We start from the raw sequence: 15,437 nt of genomic DNA, 5'->3' as shown, positions 1-15,437 counted from the left end.
AACTGCTTCCAGCTTTTAACAAAAGGCGGTAAATCCTGTTCTTTTTCGCCTATTGGCTCCTGCTCTATCATATATGAAAAACTAATTATTTTTGCTGGATAACAAATTCACGAACAAGCGGTATGCACCAGGAACTCCAGCAGGCAATTGCCTGAAGAAAGAAATACCGGTATACACATACCTACCCTTTCCGTAATTAGCAACAATTAACGATCCTGTTTTAGCACTTTCGCCATTGTCATTCATACTCAGGATTGGTGTATATTTCTGATCCGCATCGGTAACGAAGTACAAGCCACGTTCTTGTATCCAGCCATCAAAATCCTTAGCCGTAATCTTATTAGGATAGTTTAAAGCGGGATCTTCAGGTGCAAGAATAGTAACTTTTGCATCTTCTTCCGTAACCCTATCACGTGACAACTTGAAAGGATAAGGACCAATATTATCAATCTTTAATGGACTGTTTACATTATATTGAATTAACAAAGTTCCGCCATTCTCTACATACTTCATCAGCTTAGGCTGCATATTTTTAATCTGCTCGTTCACATTATACAACCTCACGCCGTCAACGATCGCATCAAAACCTGAAAGATTACTGTTGATCACTTGATTCTCGGTCAGGTTAACCACATCATACCCAATTTGCTTTAAGGATTCAGGCACAAGGTCACCAGCGCCTGCGATATAACCAATGCGCTTTCCTCCAAATTTCAGATCCACTTTATCTAACCTTGCTTCTGCAAAAGGGAAAAGTGTTTGCATTGGGATATGCTCATAATTAATTACACGAAGCCCCTTGTTATATGTTTTACCATCAACCACCACATTTAACAATAAATCACCTCCTGTAGTATTTCCAGCAGGAGTAACCGTAAACATAGCCGACTGTTCATCTCCTTTTTTAGCCAGTGTAAAATCTATTTTCTGAGGACTTACTTTCCATCCTGAAGGTACTTGTGGGGCTAAGACTCCCGAAGCATTGTCTTTAAAGCTCCTTAATAATACTGTAATGTTTTTGGCTTCATTACCATTAAAAATAAAGGCTTTCTCAGAAAGTGTAGCAGTTACTGGTGGCGCAATAACCAATGGCTGATAAACCTCTCCACGTACCTGATCAGTATATTTGTAAACCACAGGGCGTTTCTTTTCTATAATTTGATCACCTATTTTGATTTTAAATACTGCGATTAGCGCTGGTCTATTTTCAGGCATCCCAATCATGGAAAGGGAATCAACTACAAAAGAACCTATTGGATGTTTTTTTTCAAGCCAGTAAGGCTGAGTAATGCCTACATTCGTTGTTGAAAGTACTTTATCCTGAGTTACAAACTTATTTGGTGACAGCTCAAATGAAGCACCACTATATGTTTCTTCCATGCTGATGGCTATTGGAAATCCCGGTTTCACTCTTGCAATTCCCTGCACTTTTACATTTATTGGCTGGTTTAGGGCATATGAAGAATTTGTAGTTGTACTTTCTAGCCAAATACCAGCACAAGCAAGAATAAGATCATCAAGCTGCTCCTGTTTAAAAGGCTTTCCTTTTACCAGTTGTTTTAATTTTAGAAGTTTCGTTATGGATTTTGAAGGATCTGCAGCATTGTATTCGCTATTGATCTCTGTTAGCAGTTGCTGAATAGCGGCAGTTCCAGGTGTTCTGTTCAATGTAAAATCTACACCATCAAATATATCGCCCTTTGCTTTTTCGCCTGCCACAGGTGTGAAATACTCTGTAGCTGTTCCGCGTTGTTTTGCGGCGCCAAAGCCCTGACTTCTATGATTAGATCTGCTTTCCGCAGCTATTTCTCCATAACTTTTACCTAACAGTGGATTGTACAAACCAACATCAATCTTCATTTGATCCTCGGCAGTAGTGTTATTACCTCCAAAGTTAAATGTATTCCATACGATTCTTTTCGCTTGCCATGGCTTTACAAAAGCCAACTGCTCTGGAAACTGCTTAGGATCGGCAGCGGCAGCGAAAGCCTCACGCGCCAATATTGCGGAACCAGAATGATGACCATGTCCTGCACGTGCATCTTCTGGGAAGCGTGTAATGATGACATCGGGTTGAAACTTACGGATCACCCAAACCACATCTCCAAGAATCTTTGCTTTGTCCCAGATTTTAAAACTCTCTTCTGGATTTTTAGAAAAGCCAAAATCATTGGCTCTTGTAAAGAATTGTTCTGCACCATCCATGCGACGGGCAGCTAACAGTTCTTGTGTACGTATCAAACCCAATAGTTCGGCCTGTTCATTACCAATCAGGTTTTGTCCACCATCACCTCTGGTTAATGACAGATAGCCTGTTCTTACCTTCTTTTCTTTTGCCAGGTAAGTCAGTAATCTGGTATTTTCATCATCAGGATGTGCAGCAACATACAGCACACTTCCGGTAACATTTAGCGCTTCCAGGCCTTGCTTTATCTCTGCAGCATTTAATTGCTGCATATTTTGTGCCTGGCTAAAAAAAGGAATAATTACAGTAAAATAGAGCAGTGACAAGCGAAACTTCATATTCAAATTTTAAATGATTATCGTGGTTGCACATCGTTTTCAGCAAGTACAACCACGATCTTTCGAAATTAATCAAAAATCATTAATCTGAAGTTTTAATTGCAAACTACTCCGTAACAATACTGAAATAGTACTACAGATTTTATAAGAGAATCTTACTACTCACTTCTTTATCTATCGTAATAAACCCAGGATATTTTACCAGGGTGTTTCCAACTTTAATGCTAGGTCTGATCTTAAGTGTAAGGATGCCTTTCTTTTCAGGTCCACCATTCTTACCGCTTTTAAGAAAATCGCTAATTTCCCCCATCACCTTGCTATTCGAAATAAATGGATAAACATTTACTTCCATATCAACAGGTACGGTAGTCGACTGTCCCGCAGCAACATTTAATGCCTGGTTTATAAAACCTGTAGCTAGTTCCTGTTTGTTGATCAGAATTTTATATTCAAATTCATTGATCGCAGCATCATCTCCCGTCGGATTTTGAACTTCCAGATTTAAGCGTGCTCTTAGCGGAACATCTTTTCTAAGTAAACCGAGTGCTAATCCAGGCAAACTAGCCAAATTAATATCCTGATTGATGATCATCTTTTTCACATCCGCCCCACCAAGGGTAACCTGATCTGCAGAAGTGATTTTGTACCTGCACTTTTCAAGTGCTTTAATTTGCTGCGCCTGTTTATTTATACTACAACTAGATAAAACAACAGTCGCGAGACACAATAGCAATATTTTCTTCATAACAGCTATAACGGTATTTGATTAAAAATGATATGTACAATATAAATGTTTAGCGCTTACGGCGGTATAAACTTTTGCTAATGATGTGGTCGATACTGTATTTTCCAGGACCGGAAACCAATAAGAAAACATACACAAGCAGATAAAGCAAGCCTATTTCTTTCTTATCAAAGCCATCCGGAGCATGTACAATAAACACAGCAACTATCATGGTAATGATTAATGGTATAGTAGCTAATCTGGTGCCTAAACCCAACAATAAAAAGATTGAACAGAAAAATTCAGCAAAAACAGTTAAGTACAACGAGGCTGTCATACCCACTCCTATTGGATCACCAAATTGAATTTCGCCACCTGCCATAAGCCATCCTAGTTTCTGGTAGCCATGAACAATCATAAAAGATGCAATACCTACACGTAAGACAAGTAGCATGAAATGCAGAGCTGCGTTATTAAAATTGGTGTTAAATAATCTTTTCATAGATAAGTTTATTTGTTAATGATATGGATGATTAAAATTTGAAGTATTGATTAAACTAACAACGATTTGATAAATCCAGATATAGCGTCTTGCAATATCCTACGATTCTCCTCCGTAGGCTTGCCATCTTTCCTCATCATTTGGATAGATACCAGGCCATGAAGAATAGATAAATAAGCATGGTACTTAAGGAAAAAATCAGCCTCCTTATTTGAGCTTGTCGCAATTGTTTCCTGGATTGTGGAGATCATAATGATAGTCATGTTTTTCATTTCCACAATCTGATTTACCTTCTCGCAAGCAGGAATGCCCAAACCAAACATCAACTGATAATACTCCCGATGATCAAATGCAAAATCCCAATAGGCATGTGCCATGGCTTCAAGTTGCACAGCTGGCTCCTGATGTTGATCTTTAACCCCTTGAAGTGCTTCGCCAAGTTTTTGAAAACCTTCTTTCGTAAACTCCAGCAATATAGCTTCCTTATTTTCAAAATGATTATAAATAACTGGAATACTGTATTCAATAGCATCGGCAATTTTACGGATCGATAGAGATTGCCAGCCATCTGTTAATACTTGAAGCCATGCGGCCTCCAGTATACTTGCCCTGAATTCCTCCTTCTGTCTAATTTTTCTTTCCGCAATTCCCATGTGCTATATATTTTAGTTAACAGTGTTAACAAAAGTAATACACCAAAATATATTTACAAAAGCATATCTACTTTCTGACTAAAATACAACAAATATTATTTAATGAGTCGAAAAGTTAAATTGATGCGAGGGGTGGTCGGAATCACTGTTTTAGGAAGCCTATGTTCCCATAAATGCTGTGTTTCAGCTTTCATAACCAGTAAACTACCGTGTGTAAGCTCAACTGAAATGATAGGAATTTTATCTTTATAATTCCTGAATTGAAATATTCTTGATGCACCAAAGCTCACAGAAGCAATAAAAGGATACTTCCCTAGATCCCTTCCATGATCACGATGCCAGCCCAAACTATCTTCACCGTTGCGGTAATAGCTAAGCTGACAACTGTTAAATTTTACATCAAATTTATGGGCTATATCCTGTTTAATGCGCTGTAGCACATCTGTCCAGGGCAATGCATTCATCGTAATTCCTGAGTAGCCGTAACTTACACCCTCATCACCGTAAAACGCCGTAAAACGCGATTGCAACACCATTTCACCAAATACCTGAATAGATCCTTGTTTCCAGTCGACAGTTGTATTCAAGTAATCAAAATATTTATCACTCTCTTCTTCATTAAAGAAATCAGGGTAAAAAAATACCTCTCCTGGAATTGGCAACAGATTTAGATAATCCAGATACAGTGACTTGTCCATACTAGTAAATATACTAGATATATTCCATCATGTATGCTTTTGGTTTTTCTGATCGTAACGTTTTTAGGGCCTTATCTTTAATCTGCCTCACGCGTTCTTTACCCAGTTTCATTTTACAGCCAATCTCGTCCAAACCGATAGCGGTATTCCCACCCAGTCCATAAAACATAGATAGTATTTCCTTTTCACGCTCGGGTAATCTTTTCATTAGGCGCTTTATATCAACCGAAACAGAGCTTTGCAACACCATGGTATCCGTCTTCTCCGTGTTAGTATCTTCAATGGTTTCGGCCAGTGTATAACCAGACTCTTCGGCAATCACTGCGTCCAGAGAAGTGGTCATAGGTGCATGGTGTAGATAGTCAACCACCTTTTCTTCCGATAATTCGATAAACTCACAAACCTCTTCCAAACTTGGTATTCTTTCCAAACGCTGCTCCAATTCACTCATGGCCTTATTGATCCTCATAATACCACCAATTTGGTTTGCAGGCAAACGAACCATTCTTTTTTGTTCTGCTATAGCCAACATAATACTCTGACGAATCCACCATACCGCAAAAGAAATGAACTTAAAACCTTTGGTTTCATCAAAACGTTGGGCCGCTTTAATCAACCCTAAGTTCCCTTCAGCAATCAGATCTGAAAGCCGAATGCCCTGGTTCTGGTATTTCTTAGCTACCGAAACTACAAAACGAAGATTAGACTTTACCAGCCGGTCCAATGCCAGTTGATCCCCATTCCTGATCTTCTGTGCCAGCACGATCTCTTCTTCGACGTTCAGCAGGTCAATTCTTGCAATATCATACAAGTATTTTTCGATTGAGTCCGAATCCCTGTTGGTAATGGACTGCTCTATCTTTAATTGTCTCATCGCAAGCAAGGTCAGAAGAAATGATTTTTAGATCAATGGATATACATCATTTCCGATTATTTTACGGAAATAGTTAAAAAAAATTACACTTTTTACGGAAATCGTATTTTAAATAGCCATTTTTTTATTAGTTTCGAAATCTCAGTGTACGATACACACTTTCATCTAATCAACTGGTAATGAATCCTCCAAACCTAGACAAGACAGACATCGGAATTTTAAGACTTTTACAACAGGATGCACTATTGAGTAACAAGCAATTGGCGTTGGAACTGAACAAATCCACCGCAACCATCCACGAAAGGGTGAGAAGATTGAAATCCGAAGGATACATTAAACGCTCGGTTGCTATCGTGGATGGGAAGAAAATTGGTAAAAGCCTGATTGCTTACTCTCAGGTACAGCTTAAGGAGCATACCGATAGCGCATTAAGCAGTTTTGAAAAAGAGGTCGTAAAATTCCCTGAAGTCATGGAGTGTTATCACATGACCGGGGCCTTTGATTTCATCCTGAGGATTGTGATCTCAGACATGGATGCCTATCATAATTTTTTAAGAAGCAAACTGGCACAGCTGAGCAATATTGGCACTGTTCAAAGTTTCTTTGTGATGTCTGAAATTAAAACAGAAACCGCATACCCACTTTAATTACTTAATTGCAGTTATTTGATACAGAGGAAAATCAACAGGATTTTCTTTACCCTTGATCAGTTTGTATTCATAAAAACGATCCAGATATTTTTTAAATCTATCTAACGAAGGTATTGCCCCATTATAATCCTCATCATATTCAACAGTCTCTCCTATTCTAAGTGCAGGCTCAGGATCTGTTAACTTATGCATTTGCGTTAAATCATTTGGATTTATATTGTGTCTTAAATCTTCCATTTTTTTTAATCAAACCTACACTATTAAAAGGGTAACTCACCTAATTATCAGTAGTATTTACCAGCTATCCCTTACTTATGTCTTATTTTACTCCAATACAGGGTTCTCCTTAATTGGTAATTTGGCAAAACGAATCACTTCAATACTTGGAAAACCAAAGTCCTCCACCACTTTACCTAATATCAAATAGCAGCCTTTTCCTCTAAAAGGATAGATCGATGTATAGTTTGGAAAATGTGTGGTATCAAAGAAATTCCCATCTGCATCCAGAAAAGTACCAAACCACATCTTTTTATTGTTCTTTGCGTGTACAGTTTTTTCGCAAACATACAAGCCTGCCATTTTTACAGTTTGACCAACATAGCTGATTAAGTTATCTGTGCGTACATCTGCTCTGTAATCAGTTTTTAAAAGGTCAAACATAGAAAGGCTGAGGGGAAAGCCCAGCAACTCCAACTCATGATAGCTATCTTCCCGTTTGGTATGCCTTTTTACTCTTACCTGTAAATCTAAAAATGTTAGTTCGTTTGTTTTTTATCGCACTCCTCTTTTTCAGGTCATAAATAAATATCAGATTTTACCGTAATATCACAGCATACATAGCATTGAGACTAGAGATGGAACTAGAAATACCTGCTGAATTTTGGTTAAGACTACAGATGGATTATAATCTACAAAAAGAGCGAAATAAGTTAAAGCAAACCACTTAGAATAAGAGCTAAACTACAATGCCTTCTCGAAACAAACACTATTCTCCACGCCCTCATATTGGCCGTAATTAGGAATAATAGCATAGCCCATTTTTCCATATAAGCCAATAGCTTCGGGCTGGCGAATCCCGGTTTCTAAAATAGTTTTATTAAAAGCCATTTCTTTAGCCCAAGCTTCAAGTTCAATTAAAACTTTGCTAGCTACCTTTTTTCCTCTTGCAGTCTCCAGTACATACATCCTCTTGATCTCGGCAGTAAGGTCATCAAAGTATTTGAATGCGCCACAACCTACAGCTTTCTCATTCTCGTAAGCAACAACAACATTTTCAATCAAATCAATTTTATTAAACTGAGCATAAAATGAATGTTCTTCACCATCTCTCACAGCCAGATCCTTGTCTAATAATTTTACCAGATCAATGAAATCTTGGTTTGTTGAGTCAGTACGTACAAAGGCAATCATAGGTCAAAACGATTAACAATATTTTAAATGTAAATAAATATATGATTTTACGACCATAGCAATTTCCTATTTTGCCAATACAACCTCTCTAAACAAGCTTTCGTTTCCAGTGCGATCAACCGCAGTTACAGCAACCTTATTTAACTTAGCACCACCCTCTAAAGCTGATTTAATCAAATAGCGGTCATTACGGTTCAGAATTACATAACTCCAGTTATTGCCATATTGAGCGTACACCACCCACCTAAATACATCTTTAGCTTCGACACCATTCCAGCTAAGCTTCCACTGCCCCTGTTTTAATTCGGTTCTAACATCAGGTGCAGCCGGTGCTTTATCATCCAACCAGGAACTAGCCGGAACAAGCGCATGCTTTTTATAAGGACCTTCAGCAATACCTTTAATCAGTTTCTCATGCTTAGTTAATCCAGCAATACTCCAGTGTGCAGCACCCGGACTATTAGGCAACATACCACGTGTGATCATGATCTGATTTACAATCTCGTCTACGTTCTTATCATCACCACCCAATCCGACATTCATCCCAGGCCACAAGTGTCTATTCATGGTATTTTCAGACGCCCACCAGCCCAGTAATACCGGAAAACTTTGTGGAGCATTATTAATAGACCAGTACAACTGCGGCATAAAATAATCAATCCAACCCTTGTTTAACCAAAGCTTCGCATCAGCATATAGCTTATTGTATTGATCCAAACCTTCAATTGACGCTGGGTAACCTGGCTTCCAAACACCAAATGGACTCAGACCAAACTTCACATATTTCTTTTCAGCCTTAATCTCTTTATAAACTCGCTCTATAAACTGGTTTACGCTTTGTCGGCGCCAATCACCTCTACCTAGCTTACCCCCGCTTTTCAGGTAAGCCGCCCAACTTACCTCATCCGGAAAATCAGCACCACCGTTATAAGACTCATAGGGATAGAAATAATCATCAAAATGTACCCCATCAATATCGTAACGTTTTACAATATCCTTTACCACCGCCGAAGCGTGGTCCTGAGTGGCCTTATTTGATGGGTCCATCCAGTACTGGCCATCTTTCAACTTCAGTACCATATCAGGTCTTTTCTTAACGATAGATTGATCGCTAATCACTTTACCCGAAGTATGGTGTGCACGATAAGGATTAAGCCATACATGAAGCTCTAATCCACGATCATGCGCCGCTTCAATCCAAAACTGTAGCGGATCATAATAAGGATTAGGTGCTTGCCCCTGTTTACCACTTAGAAAAACAGACCAAGGCTCCAAATTGCTTTTATAAAAGGCATCAGCTTGTGGCCTAACCTGAAATATCACCGCATTAAAATTATTCTTTTTTAAAAAATCAAGCAGAAAGATGGCTTCTTTCTGTTGCTCAGCGGTACTTAAACCGGACTTAGAGGGCCAGTTGATATTGGCAACAGAGGCTACCCATGCTGCCCTGAATTCCTTGGCAACTTGGGGCCTATCAACAATAACAGACTTAGTTTCGGCAGTCGAAGTTTTAACCTTTTTGCTTGTACCGCAGGAATAAAATAAAAACAGGCTGCAGCAAGATAATGCCAGCAGCCCTTTTTCAAGATTTTTAAGTGATATTTTCAATAGTTCGTAGCTTTTATCGTATGTTATACCAAAGCTACAAACTATTATTTATCTTAACCTATAAGTAAAGTATTTTTTATACGGCATTAAGCCGTTTGTAATTTGGCAATATTTCTGTAAGAAAAAGAACCAAAAATATGGCGACGTGCAAACCTTCCTGGTGAATCAGCATTTACCAACTTCACATAAACGGCTTTAGGCACACCAAAATATTCATAAGCACTACCATCCAAAAAGTGCACAGTAAGTACTAAACCAGCCCAATTGTAATCGGCAATACCACAAGTAGCAGTAGTTTGTGTATATTCATCAATAGAAAGCGCAAGCGTTTCTGGCGCTATACTTACCAGGAAATGATAAGCTTCAATGATTTCCTTACTTTTAGCTTCGGCATCAAGTTTAGCTTCTTCGCTGTCCTGAAATTTATCAGGGTGCCAGTCTTTCATTAAATTCCTGTAAATGGATTTCAATTCCTTTAATTCGGCATCCTTTTGTACACCTAATAGTTTTCTGTAATCAGTGATCTTCTTCATAAAATTTGCGCAAAGGTAAGCATATTTACTTTAACACAAGCATCTTACTCATCTTCATGTAATCTTCATTTGAATATTCAAACTTTACAGTACAATTAACGAATAAAAATAAAAACAGAAATCATGAAAAAGTTATTAGGATTAATCGCAATTATGGCATTAGGTTTAACTACCACATTTGCTCAAACACCAGCTGCTGTACATACTCCAACAGCAAAAAAAGTGGTAAAAAAAGAAGTTAAAACAGTTACTACGCCGGTAAAAAAAGGAGTTAAAGCTACTCCAGCAGCAAATGTAACTACTAAAACAAAAGTAGAGGGCTTGAAAAAAGATGGTACGCCAGATATGCGTCTTAAAGAAAATAAAGCCAAAGCTGTAGTAAAACCTACCACTGCCCCAACTAAAAAAGATGGCACACCTGATATGCGATATAAAGCAAATAAAGCGGTAAAGAAAAATAAATAAATTTTAGTTAGAAATTCAATTTCAGGAGAGGTGCTTACGGCACCTCTTTTTTTGCTTAAAAAAAATTCAACGTATATTAACACCTCAACCCGCTAAAAAAGAACACATGAAACAATCACGTCGTAGTTTTCTTACCCAAATCAGCCTACTATCTGCCGCACCTTTATTGGCATCTTCCAACTTGTTTGCAGCAGCACACTCCCCTATTGCGATTCAATATGGCTACGCTGCCATCACCTGGGGCAATAATATTAAACAATCCATTCAGGATATATCTTCACTCGGTTTTAAAGGAATCCAGCTAAGGGCCAATGCTTTTACTGAATTTGGCCAGAAACCGGACGAACTCATCAAGTTGCTCAAAGACGCAAATTTAAAACTAGCCATGTATTCGAGTGGCAATGCAAACATAAATACCGGTAATGATGAAGCCGAAATTGCCAAACATATAGCAAGTGCTCGCTTTGTTAAACTTCTGGGGGGCGACAGCATACAGGTTACCAATTCTTCACGCCCAAAATCGGGTACAGTAACAAATGAAGACCTCATAAAATATGCAAAACTGTTAACTGAAATTGGGAAGCAAACTGCCGCTATTGGAATAAAAACAACTTACCATAACCATATGGGACAACTCGGACAAACACCAGAAGAAGTAGATATAATTTTGCAGCATTCGGATCCGAAATATGTTAAACTTTTACTGGATATAGCCCATTATCAACAAGGTGGAGGAGATCCTGTAGCGGCAATATTGAAATACAAAAAACGATTAGATTGCCTACACATCAAGGATGTAAAAAACACTACTGATACTAAAGGCTATATTTTTGTAGAACTTGGCCAGGGTCGTGTTGATCTACCTGCTGTACTCGCCACCTTAAAAAATATAAACTACAACGGGTACGCAATTGTTGAGCTGGATGCCGTTCCTGTAAAGGACCGTACACCCCTGCAAAGTGGCCAGATTACACGCGACTATTTAATGAACACCTTAAAAGTAAAGATTTAAATACACTACATATTCTAAACTGTAATAGCAAAGAGGTTCAACGGGCTAGTATCTAACCCATTGTATTTTATTGGTCCTACAATAAAAAAGCAAAACACTTGCGCAATTAAATGATTGCGCTTATATTTGCAATCAAATAGTTGCGCAATGATAACAAGAAGAGATGTATTCCAGGCCATAGCCGATCCCACCCGCCGGGAGATTATTCAAAGAATCGCCCAAGGGTCACTCAATCTAAATTCAATAGCTGAATCTTTCGACATCAGTCGACAGGCAGTTTCAAAACACATCCAAATCCTTACCGAGTGTGGATTAGTTGTCATTACCCAAAAGGGACGTGAACGCTATTGCGAGGCCCAGCTTGGTCAGCTTAATGAAGTAACCAGTTGGATTGAGCAATCTAGAAAACAATGGATTAGCAAATTTGAAAAATTGGATACCTATTTGAACGAATTACAAACCAAAAACCAGCAAGATGGAGCAAAATAACAAACAACAAGAAAAAGAGCTGTTTATTACCCACCTCTTCAATGCCCCCAGAGAACTTGTTTTTGAAGCCTGGACAGATCCTGAAAAATTAATACACTGGTATGCCCCCGATGGCTGTACTATTGAATTCAAATCAATAGATGTTAAACAGGGTGGTACCTTTCATTCTTGTATTCACGATCCTGTACATGGTGAATGCTGGATAAAGGGCTTTTATAAAGAAGTTACTTTCCCCGAAAAGCTGGTCTTCTCTATGATATTAACCAATGAGAACGGTCATAATGTTGGCGCCACCGAAGCAGGAAAACCAGATGATTGGCCTGAAGAAACGTTAACAACCGTTACTTTCAAAACAATTGGAAACCAGACCAAGCTTTCTATTCATCAAACCGTTTCTGAAGCAGATGCAAAACAAACCGGTGCTTACCAAAGCTGGATCAAAATGTTTAAACGACTGGATGCAATATTGTTAACATAGTATCATAAAACCTTCCACATTCCGAACCAATTTCGAATTCGATTGTTATTGATAAAACGATCACGAAAACGATAAGAAGATATGGGGTTAATGGGTTACTACCTGATTGCAGGCATTATGTTTATAGTTGGGCTGATTGTAAGCAACAAGCTCAAAAGTAAATTTAAGGAGTATAGCCAGATTGGACTCAGAAATGGCATGAGCGGCAGAGAAATTGCAGAAAAAATGCTGGCAGACAATGGTATTTATGATGTGCACGTCACCTCTGTACCTGGCCATTTAAGTGATCATTATAATCCACAAGATAAAACTGTAAATCTGAGCCCCGATGTGTATGAGGGAAGGAGTATATCAGCGGCAGCTGTTGCTGCGCATGAGTGTGGCCATGCCGTGCAACATGCTACTGCTTATAGCATGCTGACTTTCCGTAGTGCAATTGTCCCTATAGTTAATATCAGCTCACAACTTTCCCAATGGATCATACTCGCGGGGCTCGGACTTTTAGTAGGAAGCGCAAATCCTACAATTTTACTTGTAGGGATAGCCCTATTTGCTATCACTACACTTTTCACCATCATTACGCTGCCTGTTGAATACGATGCTAGCAACCGCGCTTTAAGCTGGCTTGAAAAAAGTAACATCACCACCCCTGCCGAACATGATAAGGCAGCAGATGCACTCAAATGGGCTGCACGTACCTACGTCGTAGCTGCAATTAGCTCAATTGCAACTTTACTCTATTATATCCTACTTTTTGTAAACAGCAGAGACCGGCACTAATTAACTTTATAACAGACTATCCAACAAACTATCGTCAACCAAATGTGGCATAGTGACATTCAATGTTGGCGTCCTTTCCATTTCTCTGGCTATAGCAAAGCGGGCTTCCTTATTTCTGGCCCAGCTTCTCCTGGCAATTCCATTATTTACATCAAAAAACAGCATACTTTTTAGCTTTCCAGCTGCAGCCTCTGTTCCATCAAGCACCATTCCGAAGCCACCATTAATCACTTCTCCCCAGCCTACACCACCTCCATTGTGGATCGATACCCAGGTTGCCCCTCTAAAACTATCACCTATCACATTATGAATAGCCATATCAGCGGTAAAACGACTTCCATCATAAATATTGCTGGTTTCCCTGAAAGGAGAATCTGTTCCGCTCACATCGTGATGGTCCCTACCCAATACTACAGGGGCAGTTAAACGACCTGAATTTACCGCTTCATTAAAGCGCAGGGCGATTTTAGCACGTCCTTCAGCATCCGCATATAAAATCCTAGCCTGCGAACCGACAACGAGCTTATTCGCTGCCGCTTCTTTTATCCAGATGATATTATCTTGTAGTTGTTGTTGTATTTCTGCTGGTGCCTCTTCTTTGATCTCCTGCATCACTTCACAAGCCAGCTGATCTGTGATTTTTAAATCTCCTGGATTGCCGGAAGTACAAACCCATCTAAAAGGACCAAAACCATAGTCAAAACACATCGGTCCTAAAATATCCTCGACATAAGATGGATATTTAAAATCTATTCCATTGGCAGCCATTACATCGGCTCCTGCCCTGCTACATTCCAATAAAAAAGCATTTCCATAATCAAAAAAGTAAGTACCTTTTGAAGTATGTCTATTTACTGAAGCCGCATGTCTGACCAAAGAAGCCTTAACCTGTTCTTTAAAACGCTCTGGTTCAGCAGCCATCATTGCATTCGATTCCTCGTAACTAAGACCTACCGGATAATAGCCACCAGACCATGGGTTATGTAATGAAGTTTGATCTGATCCAATCTCCACAAAAACACCTGCCTCATCAAAACGCTCCCATACATCAACTACATTCCCAATGTAGGCAAGAGATACCGTTTCTTTTACAGCTTGCGCAGTTTTAATCCTTGCAACCAATCCGTCCAAATCTTCCAGTAACTCATCTACCCATCCCTGCTCATGCCTTTTACGGGCAGCTTTTGGGTTTATTTCAGCACATACAGTGATACAACCACTAATGGTTCCAGCTTTAGGCTGTGCACCGCTCATCCCGCCCAAACCAGCGGTCAGAAAAATCCGGCCTGCCGGACTTTGAGCTGCGCCCAATTTCTTCCTAAAAGCATTCATTAGCGTAATTGTAGTACCATGTACAATGCCTTGCGGACCAATATACATATAAGAACCAGCCGTCATTTGTCCGTATTGTGTTACCCCTAGTGCACTGTACTTCTCTAAATCATCTGGAGAAGAATAATTAGGAATCATCATCCCATTTGTTACTACAACACGTGGAGCAGAAGAAGAAGAAGGAAATAAGCCTTGGGGATGTCCACTGTACATATTCAAGGTTTGCTCATCTGTCATTCTACCTAGATATTGCATCGTAAGCAGGTATTGCGCCCAATTCTGAAAAACACCCCCATTCCCACCATAAGTAATCAATTCATGCGGATGTTGAGCAATTGCCGGGTCAAGGTTATTTTGAATCATCAACATGATGCACGCAGCATGTAAACTCTGAAATGGATACTCTTGTACCGGACGAGCATACATCTCGTAATCCGGCCTAAAGCGGTACATATAAATACGTCCGTAGTTTTTTAGTTCCTCCAAAAATTCGGCAGCCAATTCCTCATGCCAGGTCTCAGAGAAGTAACGTAAAGCATTACGAAGCGCTAGCTTCTTTTCCTCCTTGTTTAAAATGTCCTTACGTACCGGGGCATGACTAATTTGTGTATGATATGGCTTTTTTTCAGGCAATTGATCTGGTATTCCCTGTAAGATTTGCTCCTTAAAATTCATTGGAATTGTATTTATGATTCAGTTATTAAGG

General features: G+C 39.2%; 18 protein-coding genes. 6 read left to right on the top strand and 12 right to left on the bottom strand.

From position 1 onward, the window contains the following. Window positions 1-81: 81 nt before the first annotated feature. From FBD94_RS06085 to FBD94_RS06060, 6 genes are all read right to left on the bottom strand, one after another. Complete coding sequence (locus tag FBD94_RS06085; protein WP_136879483.1) at window positions 82-2,523, bottom strand: PIG-L family deacetylase; 2,442 nt, start codon at window positions 2,521-2,523, stop codon at window positions 82-84. 142 nt (window positions 2,524-2,665) lie between these two features. Further along, window positions 2,666-3,268 (bottom strand): NDR1/HIN1-like protein, encoded by a 603-nt coding sequence (locus tag FBD94_RS06080; protein ID WP_131606254.1) that lies wholly within the window; start codon window positions 3,266-3,268, stop codon window positions 2,666-2,668. 49 nt (window positions 3,269-3,317) lie between these two features. Next, entirely contained in the window at window positions 3,318-3,749 is a 432-nt protein-coding gene (locus FBD94_RS06075; protein ID WP_136879482.1) for a DoxX family protein, read from the bottom strand. Window positions 3,750-3,799: 50 nt separating this feature from the next. Further along, window positions 3,800-4,402, bottom strand: a complete 603-nt coding sequence (locus FBD94_RS06070; RefSeq protein ID WP_136879481.1) for a TetR/AcrR family transcriptional regulator — start codon at window positions 4,400-4,402, stop codon at window positions 3,800-3,802. 95 nt (window positions 4,403-4,497) lie between these two features. Continuing rightward, window positions 4,498-5,100 (bottom strand): alpha-ketoglutarate-dependent dioxygenase AlkB family protein, encoded by a 603-nt coding sequence (locus FBD94_RS06065; protein ID WP_136879480.1) that lies wholly within the window; start codon window positions 5,098-5,100, stop codon window positions 4,498-4,500. Between the two features lie 13 nt (window positions 5,101-5,113). After that, the gene (locus FBD94_RS06060) at window positions 5,114-5,974 is read right to left on the bottom strand and encodes a sigma-70 family RNA polymerase sigma factor (RefSeq protein WP_131606262.1); all 861 of its coding nucleotides are present in this window, start codon (window positions 5,972-5,974) and stop codon (window positions 5,114-5,116) included. 179 nt (window positions 5,975-6,153) lie between these two features. Between FBD94_RS06060 and FBD94_RS06055 the strand changes: the two genes are divergently transcribed. Next, on the top strand, window positions 6,154-6,621 hold the full coding sequence (locus tag FBD94_RS06055; protein WP_131606265.1) for an Lrp/AsnC family transcriptional regulator: 468 nt from the start codon (window positions 6,154-6,156) through the stop codon (window positions 6,619-6,621). On the opposite strand, the gene FBD94_RS06050 is transcribed toward FBD94_RS06055, so the two are convergent. The 5 genes from FBD94_RS06050 to FBD94_RS06030 all read right to left on the bottom strand — a co-directional run bounded on the left by FBD94_RS06050 (window position 6,622) and on the right by FBD94_RS06030 (window position 10,175). Continuing rightward, entirely contained in the window at window positions 6,622-6,861 is a 240-nt protein-coding gene (locus FBD94_RS06050) for a hypothetical protein (protein WP_131606267.1), read from the bottom strand. Between the two features lie 87 nt (window positions 6,862-6,948). Continuing rightward, window positions 6,949-7,284 (bottom strand): hypothetical protein, encoded by a 336-nt coding sequence (locus FBD94_RS06045; RefSeq protein ID WP_235884384.1) that lies wholly within the window; start codon window positions 7,282-7,284, stop codon window positions 6,949-6,951. Window positions 7,285-7,584: 300 nt separating this feature from the next. Continuing rightward, window positions 7,585-8,034 carry a GNAT family N-acetyltransferase gene (locus tag FBD94_RS06040; protein ID WP_136879479.1) on the bottom strand — a complete coding sequence of 150 codons (450 nt, stop codon included), beginning with the start codon at window positions 8,032-8,034 and terminating at the stop codon, window positions 7,585-7,587. A gap of 66 nt (window positions 8,035-8,100) precedes the next feature. After that, complete coding sequence (locus FBD94_RS06035; RefSeq protein ID WP_131606273.1) at window positions 8,101-9,642, bottom strand: glycoside hydrolase family 10 protein; 1,542 nt, start codon at window positions 9,640-9,642, stop codon at window positions 8,101-8,103. A gap of 86 nt (window positions 9,643-9,728) precedes the next feature. After that, on the bottom strand, window positions 9,729-10,175 hold the full coding sequence (locus tag FBD94_RS06030; protein WP_136879478.1) for a KTSC domain-containing protein: 447 nt from the start codon (window positions 10,173-10,175) through the stop codon (window positions 9,729-9,731). A gap of 123 nt (window positions 10,176-10,298) precedes the next feature. On the opposite strand from FBD94_RS06030, the gene FBD94_RS06025 reads away from it, so the two are divergent. From FBD94_RS06025 to FBD94_RS06005, 5 genes are all read left to right on the top strand, one after another. Further along, window positions 10,299-10,640, top strand: a complete 342-nt coding sequence (locus tag FBD94_RS06025) for a hypothetical protein (protein WP_136879477.1) — start codon at window positions 10,299-10,301, stop codon at window positions 10,638-10,640. A gap of 106 nt (window positions 10,641-10,746) precedes the next feature. Then, a complete protein-coding gene (locus FBD94_RS06020) occupies window positions 10,747-11,652 on the top strand; it encodes a sugar phosphate isomerase/epimerase family protein (protein ID WP_131606277.1) in 906 nt (301 codons plus the stop codon). Window positions 11,653-11,799: 147 nt separating this feature from the next. Continuing rightward, window positions 11,800-12,141, top strand: a complete 342-nt coding sequence (locus tag FBD94_RS06015; RefSeq protein WP_136879476.1) for an ArsR/SmtB family transcription factor — start codon at window positions 11,800-11,802, stop codon at window positions 12,139-12,141. Then, on the top strand, window positions 12,128-12,619 hold the full coding sequence (locus FBD94_RS06010) for an SRPBCC family protein (protein WP_136879475.1): 492 nt from the start codon (window positions 12,128-12,130) through the stop codon (window positions 12,617-12,619). The genes FBD94_RS06015 and FBD94_RS06010 overlap by 14 nt, the downstream gene beginning before the upstream one ends. Window positions 12,620-12,700: 81 nt before the next feature. Beyond that, entirely contained in the window at window positions 12,701-13,399 is a 699-nt protein-coding gene (locus tag FBD94_RS06005; RefSeq protein ID WP_136879474.1) for a zinc metallopeptidase, read from the top strand. 6 nt (window positions 13,400-13,405) lie between these two features. Here FBD94_RS06005 and FBD94_RS06000 read toward each other — a convergent pair whose 3' ends face one another. Beyond that, window positions 13,406-15,406, bottom strand: a complete 2,001-nt coding sequence (locus tag FBD94_RS06000; RefSeq protein ID WP_136879473.1) for a urocanate hydratase — start codon at window positions 15,404-15,406, stop codon at window positions 13,406-13,408. Window positions 15,407-15,437: the final 31 nt, after the last annotated feature.

The organism is Pedobacter hiemivivus, from assembly GCF_005144565.1.
Taxonomy (GTDB): domain Bacteria; phylum Bacteroidota; class Bacteroidia; order Sphingobacteriales; family Sphingobacteriaceae; genus Pedobacter; species Pedobacter hiemivivus.
This window is presented reverse-complemented; position numbering and strand designations above follow the sequence as displayed.